The organism is bacterium (assembly GCA_024228115.1).
In the GTDB taxonomy this organism is placed as follows: domain Bacteria; phylum Myxococcota_A; class UBA9160; order UBA9160; family UBA6930.
The window spans coordinates 5,001-17,751 of record JAAETT010000289.1 but is presented as its reverse complement, the minus strand read 5'-3'; the positions used below and the strand labels follow the sequence as shown (position 1 = coordinate 17,751).

Sequence of the window (12,751 nt, the reverse complement as noted above, 5' to 3'; positions counted from 1 at the left end):
TGATGAGTTACGTGGACGGACACAACGATGATCCCACTCCCTTCGTCTGGTCCAAGACAGCAGAAGAGATCATCGAAAAGGTTGGCAGAGCCAGGCGCGCGCTGGATAATGCCCCAACAGCGTGAATCACATCACTAGAAGCGGTCTTCAAGGCGGCATCCCGCCCGTTTCGGGCCCCGTCGTTCCCCTCGAGCCCTCGGCACCGGTCGGCGGCGGGTTCGTTATCCTCGGCGCCCGATGGATTCACTGCTGCATTCCTTTGCGGTCTGGGCGACTGCCCACGCCACCTGGCTTCCGCTGCTTGCCTTTGCGCTGCCGCTTCCGCTGCTCGTGTGGGGTGCCATGCGCGGGGACGGCACGTCGGCTCAGCCGGAAGCGGCTCCGCGTGCGCCGGAGCGCGTGGGCCAACCCGAGCCCCAGCCGACCGCGGAACCGGAACGCGAGCAGGAGCCCGAGCCCACACCGGAGCCGGAACCGGAGCCGACCCCTGAACCGGAGCCGACCCCTGAACCGGAGCCCGTCCGGGTCACCCTGCGCGAGCGTCTGGCGCGCACCCAGGAGGCGCTGGTCGGGCGGCTGGGCGGGCTGTTTGCCGCCGGCACGATCGACGACGCGCTCCTCGAGGAGCTGGAGTCGGTGTTGTTCACCGCCGATCTCGGTGTGACGACGGCCGAGAGCTTGCTCGACGAGGTTCGCTCTTCGGCGCGGGGTGAGCCGGCCTCGCGCGTCCGGGAGATCCTCCGGGATGGCATCGCCGCGAAGCTCGCGGCGGTGCAAGGCACGGAAACCGGGTTGCGGGTGACGGGTGCTCCGCACGTCGTGCTCGTGCTGGGCGTGAACGGCTCGGGCAAGACGACGACCATCGGAAAGCTCGCGGCACGCTACCGGGCGGCCGGACACAGCGTGATCCTCGGGGCAGGCGATACCTTCCGCGCAGCGGCGCGAGAGCAGCTCCAGACCTGGGGTGAACGTGCGGGTTGCGATGTGGTCGTTGGCGCGGACGGAGGCGATCCCGCTGCGATTGCCTTCGACACGGTGAAGGCCGCCCGAGCCCGGGGAATCGACGTGGCGTTGATCGATACCGCAGGCCGTTTGCAGACGAAGGCACCGTTGATGGAAGAACTGGCGAAGATCGCTCGGGTCATCGGCAGGGACCTTCCCGACGCTCCCCATGAGACGCTTCTCGTGCTCGACGCCAACACGGGGCAGAACGCGATCTCCCAGGCTCGGGAGTTCACCCAGGCGGCGCCGGTCACCGGGCTCGTCCTCACCAAGCTCGACGGCACGGCGAAAGGTGGCGTGATCGTCGGTCTTGCTGACGAGTTCCGCATTCCCGTGCGTTTCGTGGGGGTGGGCGAGGGGGTCGACGATCTGCGCGATTTCTCCTCTGACGAGTTCGTGGATGCGCTGTTCGGCTGACGGCCGACTGCGCTAGGAGGCCCGGCCATGGCCCGCTTCATTCTCGCACTCGACCAGGGGACGACGTCTTCTCGGGCAATTCTCTTCGATGCGGCTGGAGGCGTCGCCGCTGTCGACCAGCACGAGTTCGAACAGCATTTTCCGCAGCCTGGCTGGGTCGAGCACGATCCCATGGAGATATGGACGAGCCAACTTCGAGCTGCTCGCGGAGTGCTCGAGAAGGCTGGCGCAAGCGCAGCCGATATCGCCGCCATCGGGATCACGAACCAACGTGAAACGGCGCTGGTCTGGGATCGTGCCACGGGAGAACCGATCCACCGGGCGATCGTCTGGCAGTCGCGACAGACTGCGCCGATCTGCGAGGAGCTTCGCAGCCGAGGCCTTCAAGATGACGTGCGGAGGCGCACTGGCCTGGTGATCGACGCCTACTTTTCGGCGACCAAGATTCGCTTCATCCTGGATGCGGTTCCAGGGGCCCAGGCTCGCGCCGAGCGCGGCGAGCTGGCCTTCGGCACGGTCGACACATGGCTGCTCTGGAATCTGACCAAGGGAGCCGTGCACGCCACGGAGTTCTCGAACGCCTCGCGCACCATGCTGTACGGGATCCGCGATTGCCAATGGGATGATTCGCTGCTCGCGGCACTGAACCTGCCCCGGGAGCTGCTTCCCGAGGTGCGCGATTCGAGTGGCGTTTTTGGAGACGCCGATGCCGAGTGGTTTGGCGGGCGGATCCCGGTCGCGGGGATGGCCGGTGACCAGCAAGCGGCCCTGTTCGGGCAGGGTTGTTTCGCACCGGGCAGCGCGAAGAATACCTACGGCACGGGCTGCTTCCTGTTGATGAATACGGGTGCGGAGGCGCCGGAATCGAAGACGGGCCTGGTGACGACGATCGCCTGGGGGGTCGGAGGCGCCGTCGAGTACGCTCTCGAAGGCAGCATCTTCGTCGCGGGCGCCTCGGTGCAGTGGCTGCGAGATGGCCTCGGCCTCGTGGCCCACGCGGCCGATACCGAGGCTGCTGCAAGGTCCGTCGACGATACGGGCGGTGTGTATCTGGTGCCCGCGTTCACCGGGCTCGGCGCGCCCTACTGGGACGAACGGGCGCGCGGTGCGATCGTCGGGCTGACCCGCGGTACGACGCGGGAGCACATCATCCGCGCGACCCTCGAATCGATCGCCTATCAAAGCCGCGATGTCATCGATTGCCTTCGTGAAGATTCGGGGCTCGTACTCGATGCGTTGCGGGTGGACGGTGGCGCTTGTCAGAACGATTTCCTGATGCAATTTCAGGCGGATGTCCTGGGGGTTCCGGTGCGGCGGCCGCAAGTGCTGGAAGTGACAGCGCTAGGAGCAGCCGCGCTGGCCGGACTTGCGGTGGATTTCTGGTCCGATCGGAACGCGCTCGAATCCGTCACCATGGATGGCGCCCGCACTTTCGAGCCTGCCATGTCCGAGGATCGGCGGGAGAGCCTCTACGCGGGCTGGCGCCGCGCGGTGGAGCGCTCCCGGGATTGGGCCGACGCATGAACACCGCGGCCCGGCCGCTGGTGATTGCGCACCGAGGTGCTTCGGGCCGGCGGCCCGAAAACACGTTGCCCGCATACGAATTGGCGATCGAGATGGCCAGCGATTGCATCGAGATCGATCTGCACCGAACCCGGGATGGCCACGTGGTGATCGCCCACGACGAAGAGCTTGCAGGTCTGGGAGGGAAGGGCGAGATCGCTGACGCCAGCCTGGCAGAGGTCCGCAAGCTCGACGCCGGAGGGGGCGAGCCCGTTCCGACCCTCGACGAGGTACTCGACCGGTTCGGCAACCGCATTCCCTTCAATCTCGAGTTGAAACGGGGAACGCGCGGGGCCTACCCGGGGCTCGAAGCCCAGGCCCTGGGCGCGGTGACGGAACGCGGTCTGCTGGGCGAAACGCTCTTCAGTTCCTTCTACGATCCCGTTTTGAAGGAGCTTCGCGCGCTCTCGCACGAAGCTCGGCTCGCCCTGCTGGTCTCGCGTCGTTTCCCCGATGGCTGGCCCGAGCGGGCCCGAGTTCTCGGCGCGGAGGCGTTGAATCCGGAGGACGCCTTGGTGGACGAAGCCCTGATCGAGGGCGCCCATGACGTGGGCCTGGCGGTCTACGTGTTCACCGTCGACGGGCCTGAGCGAATGGAAGAGCTGATTGGCTGGGGCGTGGACGGCCTGTTCACCAACCACCCGGACAGGATGCGAGCCTTGCTGGAGGGAACGCGTTGATGACGCGTCGAGTCAAGCTCCAACCCGGGCCTTCGCTTGACACGTATGGACCGATCGTTTAGCCTGCGATCTCCCAAAAAACTAGGACTCTCGCGCACTTCCGGCATTTCATCGCCGCCTCAAGAGCAGGCCTGACCGCATCGGGACGCCGATCACCAAGCAGGAACCGCTCGCGGCGAGGAGTGTAACTCTCGCTCTTTGACTCGGCTTCGGCCCCCGAGCGCCCCGTTCTCGACAACTGTGCTGCATCGCGTCAAGAGTCCACCCGAACCATCAGGGTGAACGCATGACCGATCCGGGGCTCCCGCCCAAGCAAGGCCTCTACGACCCCGCTCACGAGCACGATGCGTGCGGCGTCGGATTCGTGGCGAACGTTCACGGCGAGAAGTCCCACGAACTGGTCCAGAAGGGAATCCAGGTCCTGGTCCAGCTCGAGCACCGGGGTGCCTGCGGCTGCGATCCGGACACGGGCGATGGCGCAGGTCTGCTCGTCCAGATTCCCGACGCCTTCATGCGTCGGGAATGCAAAGGGCAAGGCATCTCGCTGCCCAATCCTGGTCAGTATGCGGTGGGCATGATCTTCCTCTCCCAGGACGAGGAGGCGGCAACCCGGCAGGCGACGATGCTCGAGGAGATCGTCGCCAGCGAGGGTCAGAGCGTGCTCGGCTGGCGGGAGGTTCCCCACGACCCGCAGGCGATCGGCTATCAGGCACGGGAGAGCCTTCCGCGCATGCGCCAGCTCTTCGTCGGTGCGACGGGAGAAGCGGCCGGGGATCAGGACGCCTTCGAGCGCAAGCTCTACGTGATCCGGCGCCTCGTGGAAAAGCAGATTGCAGAGGCGCTCCCGGATGGGCGCTTCTTCTACGTCACCAGCCTGTCGAGCCGAACGATCGTGTACACGGGCCTGCTGATTTCGAAGCAGATCGAGGGTTTCTTTCCGGACGTGGCAGATCCGGAGTTCAGCTCGGCTCTCTGTCTCGTGCATTCGCGTTACAGCACGAACACCCTGGGCAGTTGGGACCTCGCCCACCCGTTCCGCTATCTGGCGCATAACGGCGAGATCAACACCATTCAGGGCAACCAGAACTGGATGCGCGCCCGCCAGGGCACGATGGAGTCGGATCTCTTCGGAGACGATCTCCAGAAGCTCTACCCGATCATGCGAGAAGGGCCGGTCTCGGATTCCGCGCGCTTCGACAATGCGCTCGAGTTCCTCTGCCTTGCCGGACGAGAGCTGCCGGAAGCCGTGCTGATGATGGTTCCAGAGGCCTGGGAGAACCAGGACGACATGGACCCGGAGCTGCGGGCCTTCTACGAGTATCACTCATTGATGCTCGAGCCCTGGGATGGCCCGGCTTCACTGGCCTTCACCGACGGTCGCAAGATCGGAGCCGTTCTCGACCGGAATGGCTTGCGTCCCTCTCGTTATGTCGTGACGAAGGATGGCTTCGTCGTGATGGCCTCCGAAGTAGGCGTCGTGGACATCGAACCGGCCAACGTACTCAAGAAGGGTCGGCTACATCCCGGGAAGATCTTCTTCATCGACCTCGAAGAGGGCCGCATCGTCGAAGACGAAGAGATCAAGCGCGAGTACAAGATGCGCAAGCCCTACGGGGATTGGCTCGAACGACAGCGTGTGATCCTGAAAGATCTGCCCCCGGCCGAAGTGCCGGCCGAGCATCGCTATGACGATTCCGCCCATGCGGAGTGGCGCTTCGTTCAGCAGCAGGCGTTCGGGTACACGAACGAAGATCTCAAGATCCTGCTCGCGCCGATGGCGGCAGACGGCAAGTGGCCCACCGGATCGATGGGCGAGGATGCGGCACTGGCCTGTCTCTCGGATCGCCCGCAGATGCTCTATCGCTACTTCAAGCAGCTCTTCGCCCAGGTATCGAACCCAGCCATGGACTCGATCAACGAGCGGCCGGTGATGGCGCTGAACTCGACGATCGGCAGCGAGGGCAACCTGCTGGCCGAAACCGAGGACAACGCGAGGATGATCCGGGTCGACCACCCGGTGATCACCGACGAGCAGCTCGAAGCCCTGCGGCAGATCGATCGGCCCGGCTTCGCTTCGCGCACACTCTCCTGCGTCTTCAAGCCGGCGGATGGCGGAGACGGGCTTCGGGTGGCACTCGACCAGCTCTGTGCCGAGGCCGAGGATGCCGTGCGCGGGGGCGTGAACATCCTGATTCTCTCGGATCGCGGAATTGGCCCGGAGCTGGCGCCGATCCCGATGTTGCTCGCCACCGGTGCGGTGCATCATCACTTGATTCGCGAGACCCTGCGCACCCGCTGTGGAATCGTCTGTGAGACGGGCGAAGCGCGCGAGGTGGCGCAGATGGCGTTGCTGATCGGATACGGTGCCGCGGCCATCAATCCCTATCTGGCGTTCCAGACGATCGAAGAGCTGGTGGCTGAGGGTCGATACGCACTCGAAGGCTTCGATCCGGAAGCTGCGAAGAAGAATTTCGTCAAGGCCAACGACAAGGGTCTGCTCAAGACGTTCGCGAAGATGGGCATCTCGACCCTGGCTTCCTATCGGGGCGCCCAGATCTTCGAGGCGATCGGTCTCGACCGGGAGCTCGTGGCTCGTTGCTTCACGGGCACCGCCTCGCGGGTGTCCGGTGTTGGATACGACGTGCTCGCGAAGGAGGCGGCCGAGCGCCACGCGCGGGCCTTTGCCGGTGATGACTTCGCCTATCCGGAACTCGACCCCGGAGGTCTCTACCAATGGCGAACGCGTGGCGAGCGCCACACGTTCAATCCGGACACGGTCTCACGGCTCCAGATCGCCTTGAAGCGAAAGAGCTACTCGGACTACAAGCTCTTTTCGGAAGCCGCAGACGGCGAGGCGGCCACCGCCTGTACGTTGCGAGGCCTGTTCGCGTTCAAGAACGGCCTTCGGCCCTCGATTCCGCTCGATGAAGTCGAGCCGGCCAGCGAGATCGTGAAGCGCTTCTGCACGGGCGCGATGTCCTACGGATCGATCTCGCTCGAAGCGCATCAGACCCTCGCGATCGCCATGAACCGGATCGGCGGAAAGTCGAATACCGGAGAGGGCGGTGAGGATCCGGATCGCTTCACGCCCGACGAGAACGGGGATCTGCGACGTAGCGCGATCAAACAGGTGGCCTCGGGCCGCTTTGGCGTGACCAGCTCGTACCTGGTCAATTCCGACGAGATCCAGATCAAGGTTGCCCAGGGTGCCAAGCCCGGTGAGGGCGGGGAGCTTCCGGGCCACAAGGTGAACGAGACGATCGCCAAGGTGCGGCACTCGACTCCGGGCGTTGGGCTGATTTCGCCTCCGCCCCATCACGACATCTATTCGATCGAGGATCTCTCCCAGCTGATCTATGACTTGAAGAATGCGAACCGGCGAGCCCGGATTTCCGTGAAGCTCGTGTCGTTGACCGGTGTCGGAACGATCGCAGCCGGGGTCTCCAAAGGGAAGGCCGATGGCGTGTTGATCAGCGGCATGGATGGTGGGACCGGAGCGTCGCCCCAGGCATCGATCAAGTACGCGGGGATGCCCTGGGAGATCGGCCTCGCCGAGACCCAGCAAACCCTCGTCTTGAACGATCTTCGCGGGCGGATCCGGGTTCAGACGGACGGCGGATTGAAGACCGGACGCGACGTCGTGATCGCCGCGTTGCTAGGTGCGGACGAGTACGGCTTCGCGACGGCTCCGCTCGTCGCCATGGGCTGCATCTTGATGCGCGTGTGTCACCTGAATACCTGCCCGGTCGGAATCGCCACCCAGGATCCGGTTCTTCGCGAGCGGTTTGCGGGAACGCCGGATAGCGTGGTGCAGTACCTGCTCTGGGTTGCTGAAGAGGCCCGCGAAACCATGGCGGAAATCGGTTTCCGCTCCCTCCAGGAGATGATCGGGCACGTCGAGGTGCTCGATGTCGAGAAGGTGGCCAACCACTGGAAGCAAGATGGGCTCGATTTCTCGGAGCTCTTCCACGCGCCGGACGTGCCCCATTCGATCGTGAACGATACCGCCCAGACCCTGGAGGAGGAGCTCGAAGAGGTGCTCGACATCGAGCTCCTACGCCGGGCCGAGCCGGCTCTGGCGCGGGGCGAGAAGGTGGAGATCGAGCTTCCGATCCGGAATACGAATCGGACAGCCGGGACCATCCTGGGCTCCGAGGTGTCCCGCAAGTACGGTGAAGCGGGCCTGCCCGAAGATACGATCACCGTTCGCTTCAAGGGCAGCGCCGGCCAGAGCCTGGCAGCCTTCTGTCCGCCCGGGCTCACGTTCGAAGTCGAAGGTGACGCCAACGACTACGTGGGCAAGGGCCTTTCGGGAGGGAAGGTCATCGTTCGCGTTCCCCGGGGAGCCACCTTCGATCCCGCAGAGAACATCATTGCCGGGAACGTCCTGCTCTACGGGGCCACGTCCGGCGAGGCCTATTTCCAGGGCAAGGCCGGCGAACGCTTCTGCGTGCGCAACAGCGGTGCCACCGCGGTGGTCGAGGGCGTCGGCGAACATGGCTGTGAGTACATGACGGGCGGGCGCGCCATCATCCTGGGCGAGACGGGCCACAACTTCGGCGCGGGCATGAGCGGCGGAATCGCCTACGTGCTGGACGAAGACGGGCAGTTCGCGACCCGGGTCAATCCGGAGACGGTCGAACTCGATCCACTGGATGAGGAGGATCTCGAATTCCTCCAGCGGATGATCCGCAACCACTTCAAGTACACACGCAGTGCGAAGGCCGACGAGGTGCTCCGGAAATGGGAGACCCTGGCAAAGCGCTTCGTAAAGGTCTTCCCGAAGGATTACAAGCGGGCGTTGGATCAGCGCCTGTCGGCGGAGAGTGGCAATGGCTGATGCGCGGGGGTTCTTGAAGCACGGGAGGGAAGGGACCTCCTACCGACCGGTCGAGGATCGCCTCGACGATTGGCAATGCGTTCAGGAAGATTTTCCGACGGACAAGGCGGAGACCCAGGCGTCCCGCTGCATGGATTGCGGCATCCCGTTCTGCAACAACGGTTGCCCGCTCGGCAACATCATCCCGGATTTCAATGACCTGGTCTTCCGCGACAAATGGGAGGACGCGCTCGCTCGGCTGCACTCGACGAACAACTTCCCTGAGTTCACCGGGATGGTCTGCCCCGCGCCCTGCGAGCAGGCCTGCGTTCTGGGCATCAACCAGGAACCGGTGACGATCAAGCAGATCGAATGGGAGATCGTGCGCCGTGGCTGGAATGAGGGTTGGGTGCGAGCCCAGAAACCCGAACGTCGAACGGGCCGCTCGGTCGCGGTGGTCGGAAGCGGCCCGGCCGGCCTCTCTGCCGCCCAGCAACTCACTCGCGCCGGGCATACCGTCACGCTCTTCGAAAAGAGTGATCGCATCGGCGGCCTGCTCCGCTATGGCATCCCGGATTTCAAGCTCGAGAAGGATACGATCGATCGACGTCTCGAGCAGATGCGCGAAGAGGGCGTGAGCTTCCAGACGGGGGTGGAGGTCGGCGTGGATCTCTCCGTCGCCGAGCTGCGCAAGAGCTTCGATGCGGTGCTGCTCTGCCTGGGCGCCGAACAGCCCAGAGATCTCCCGGTACCCGGGCGCGAACTCGGCGGTGTCCACTTCGCGATGGAGTTCCTGCCCCAACAGAATCGCCGGGTGGCCGGAGATACCGTGCCTGAGGTCGAGGCGATCCTGGCCGGCGGAAAGCACGTCGTCGTGCTCGGCGGGGGCGATACGGGCTCCGATTGCATCGGCACCTCGCTCCGGCATGGGGCCGCATCGGTCACCTCGCTCGAACTCCTGCCGCAGCCGCCCGAGGGTCGGCACGAGTCCGAGCCGTGGCCTCAGGCCAAGAAGTACTACTTCAATGTTTCCAGCTCCCACGTCGAAGGCGGTGAGCGTCGCTACGCCATGATGACCAAGGATCTCCTTGGCGAGGGCGGCCAGGTGAAGACGCTGCGGGGTGTCGAAGTCGAATTCGACCGCGACGAGTTGAATCGCCCGCTCATGCCGAGCATGCGGGAAGTGCCCGGAAGCGAGTTCGAGCTTCCGGCCGATCTGGTGCTTCTGGCGATGGGCTTCCTGGGGCCGGTAAAAGAGGGCCTGGTCGAAGGCCTGGGCGTCGAGCTGGACCCTCGAGGCAACGTCTTGGCGGATACGAAGGGCTTCGCCACCAGCGAGGCCGGCGTTTTCGCCGCGGGAGACTGTCGTCGCGGCCAATCGCTGGTCGTGTGGGCCCAGTGGGAGGGCCGAGAGGCCGCCCGCGCTGTCGATGCCTATCTGATGGGGAATTCCCGCCTCCAGGCCCGCAACCGGTACGTCTGAAAAAACGCATCGCAAACCGCGTTCTGACACGTAACGATTGACGGGTTTCCCCCGCTGCCGGTAGCATCACTGGGAGGGGGAGTGGCGGATGGCGCGAGGTTCGCAGGCTCGATCGAAGACGGGCGAAGGATCGGAGACCCGAGCAGCGGCTGAATCCGAATTCGCCAAGTTCGAGCGCCTCGACCAGCTGGTTCGCACGTTGGTCGAACGCTTTCAATCCCTGCAAGCCGAGCACGCCCAGACCGTGGCCCAGCTCAGCCAGCGCGACGAACAGATCCGTGACCTGAACCAACGTCGCCAGGACGCGGGCAAACGCCTGGACGATGTGCTCGCACGCCTCGACCAACTCGACACCCAGTTCGAGCGTCGACAGGGCGTTCCCTCGGACGACGGGAGCTAAGCCATGACCACGAAACGCGTGGTGGCGGTGACGATCCTCGGCCAGGAGTACAAGGTACGGGGCGAGTCCGACGCCGCCTCCGTGCAACGCGCAGCCGCCTTGCTCGATGAAACGATGTGCCGTGTGCGCGAACGCGCGGGCACGGTCGATAGCGTCGACATCGCGGTGCTCGCAGCGTTGAATCTCGCCAACCGGCTGATTGCCCAGGGCGATGACTCCACGAGTGTTCCCTCTCTCGATGGGAGCCGGCTCGACGATCTGCTCGGACTGGTCGAAGCTGCGGTCGACGGGGCCGCGGCTCCGAGCCCGCGCGCCTGAGGAGCGCCAGAGAGGCGAAGGCGGCGCTTCGCAACGAGATGCGCGCACGTCTCGCCGCGATCTCTGACCAGGTCGCCGACCGCGCTGCCATTCGAGCTGCCACGACCCTGGCGAGCGTTGCCGCCTTCGAGGCATGCGACCGCGTGGTCCTCTATGCATCGCTGCCGGATGAGTTGCCCTCCCGGCCCCTCTTCGATCGGGTGCGGGCCGGAGGCAAGCTGCTGCTCTGGCCGCGAATCGATGAGGAAGGCCTCGTCTTCGCTCGCTGTGACACCTGGGAGGCCCTCGTTCCCGGCGCCTTCGGTGTACTCGTCCCGCCCGCCGATGCTCCTGTGGAAAGCCTCGGTAGCGGAGACCTGCTGTTGGTGCCTGGCCGCGCCTTCGACGCGATGGGCGCCCGGCTCGGTCGCGGGGGTGGGCACTTCGATCGGGCGCTTGCTCGGCGAGGCGGCGCGGTGGCGATCGGGGTCGCGTTCGGTTGCCAGCTCGTCGAGCGGATCCCGACCGAGCCTCACGACCAATCCGTCGAGGCGGTCCTGCTCGAGGACCAACTGGTAACCTCCAAGCGAACCGAGGAGTACCGGTGAACGAGTCCACAGCCGAACAAGAGGAAATCGATCGCCAGCTCGAGGCGATGGGTAGAGGCGCCGAAGCGCTGATCGGTGCGGAAGACCTTCGCCCACGTCTCGCTGCCGCGCTTCGCGAGGGGCGCCCGCTCCGGATCAAGCTCGGAATGGATCCCTCCGCGCCGGACCTGCATATCGGTCACACCGTGGTGCTCGAGAAGCTTCGGATCTTCCAGGAGCTTGGTCATACGCCGATCTTTCTGGTCGGCGATTTCACGGCGAGCATCGGCGACCCCACCGGAAAGAAGAAGACCCGTCCGGCTCTCGACAAAGATGAGATCCGGAAAAACGCCCAGACCTACGTCGATCAGGTCAGCCACGTTCTCGATACGGAAAGGGCAGAGATCCGCTTCAACGGCGAGTGGATGGACGCGATGAGCCCGGCGGATCTGGTCCGCCTCTGCTCCCACTACACCGTCGCTCGAATGCTCGAACGCGACGATTTCGACAAGCGCTACAAAGCCGGTGAAGCGATCGCCGTGCACGAGTTCCTCTATCCCCTCGTGCAGGCCTACGATTCGGTGGCTCTCGAGGCGGATGTCGAGCTTGGAGGCACCGACCAGACCTTCAATCTGCTGGTCGGCCGCGAGATCCAGCGGGCCTACGGCCAGACGCCTCAGGCGGTGATCACCCACCCCCTCCTGGTTGGCACGGACGGCACGGAGAAGATGTCGAAGAGCGTCGGCAACACGATCGGTATCCGAGACGCGCCCGAGGACATGTATGGGCGGACCATGAGCATCTCCGACGAATTGATGCGGAGTTGGGTGGCGCAGCTGGGCTTCGGGCGCTGGGAGGATCTGGCAGCCGTCGGAGCGGATCCGCTGGCCATGAAGAAGGAGCTCGCGACGCGCCTCGTGACACGGTTTCATGGCGATGCCGCGGCCGAGAAGGCCGCGGAGCATTTCCGCGCCCTGGTCCAGCGCAAGGAGATCCCGGACGATCTTCCTGAGGTGGAGATCCCCTTGTCGGGGGCAGAGGATCTGGGCCTGTTGGAGGCTCTACGCGGCGCTTTGGGCCTGGCGAGCAACTCCGAAGCCCGGCGCATCGTGACCCAGGGAGGGGCACGCGTAGACGGCAACGTGGTCCGGGATCCGAATCTCCGGCTTCCCCCGGGCTCCTATCTCGTGCAGGCCGGAAAACGTCGGTTTGCCCGGCTCCTGTTGCGCTGATCCCCGTGGGGAAAATGTGCAACTACGCGGCATTTCAGCGTCAACTGCCCCCTCGTGGCTCTTGACGGTCCCGAAGACACTGCTTACATTGCGATTCCTGCTCGGGTCCCGGGGGAACCTAATTTCTCCCCCGGACAGCTCGTGCACGGAACCTCCCAAGGCCAGTCACATGGGTCTCCCATGGATTGCCAGTGGGGGGAGTGTCCCGCCGGCCCCAAACAGGCCAAACGGATTTCGACGGGTCTTTGAAAACCGAATCGCGTGCGGTCTG

At 64.9% G+C, this 12,751-nt stretch carries 9 protein-coding genes; all 9 read left to right on the top strand.

The window, feature by feature from the left end; genetic code table 11:
- Positions 1–237: 237 nt before the first annotated feature.
- Positions 238–1,419 (top strand): signal recognition particle-docking protein FtsY, encoded by a 1,182-nt coding sequence (gene ftsY / locus GY937_12965; GenBank protein MCP5057616.1) that lies wholly within the window; start codon positions 238–240, stop codon positions 1,417–1,419.
- Positions 1,420–1,446: 27 nt separating this feature from the next.
- On the top strand, positions 1,447–2,943 hold the full coding sequence (gene glpK, locus GY937_12960; protein ID MCP5057615.1) for a glycerol kinase GlpK: 1,497 nt from the start codon (positions 1,447–1,449) through the stop codon (positions 2,941–2,943).
- On the top strand, positions 2,940–3,662 hold the full coding sequence (locus GY937_12955; protein MCP5057614.1) for a glycerophosphodiester phosphodiesterase: 723 nt from the start codon (positions 2,940–2,942) through the stop codon (positions 3,660–3,662). Before glpK ends, GY937_12955 begins: the two co-directional genes overlap by 4 nt.
- Before the next feature lie 286 nt (positions 3,663–3,948).
- Positions 3,949–8,502, top strand: a complete 4,554-nt coding sequence (gene gltB, locus GY937_12950; GenBank protein ID MCP5057613.1) for a glutamate synthase large subunit — start codon at positions 3,949–3,951, stop codon at positions 8,500–8,502.
- The gene (locus tag GY937_12945; protein MCP5057612.1) at positions 8,495–9,964 is read left to right on the top strand and encodes a glutamate synthase subunit beta; all 1,470 of its coding nucleotides are present in this window, start codon (positions 8,495–8,497) and stop codon (positions 9,962–9,964) included. The genes gltB and GY937_12945 overlap by 8 nt, the downstream gene beginning before the upstream one ends.
- An 88-nt stretch (positions 9,965–10,052) precedes the next feature.
- On the top strand, positions 10,053–10,364 hold the full coding sequence (locus tag GY937_12940; protein MCP5057611.1) for a hypothetical protein: 312 nt from the start codon (positions 10,053–10,055) through the stop codon (positions 10,362–10,364).
- 3 nt (positions 10,365–10,367) lie between these two features.
- Complete coding sequence (locus tag GY937_12935; protein MCP5057610.1) at positions 10,368–10,682, top strand: cell division protein ZapA; 315 nt, start codon at positions 10,368–10,370, stop codon at positions 10,680–10,682.
- 38 nt (positions 10,683–10,720) lie between these two features.
- Positions 10,721–11,269 carry a 5-formyltetrahydrofolate cyclo-ligase gene (locus GY937_12930; protein ID MCP5057609.1) on the top strand — a complete coding sequence of 183 codons (549 nt, stop codon included), beginning with the start codon at positions 10,721–10,723 and terminating at the stop codon, positions 11,267–11,269.
- A gap of 47 nt (positions 11,270–11,316) precedes the next feature.
- Positions 11,317–12,480, top strand: a complete 1,164-nt coding sequence (locus GY937_12925; GenBank protein MCP5057608.1) for a tyrosine--tRNA ligase — start codon at positions 11,317–11,319, stop codon at positions 12,478–12,480.
- Positions 12,481–12,751: the final 271 nt, after the last annotated feature.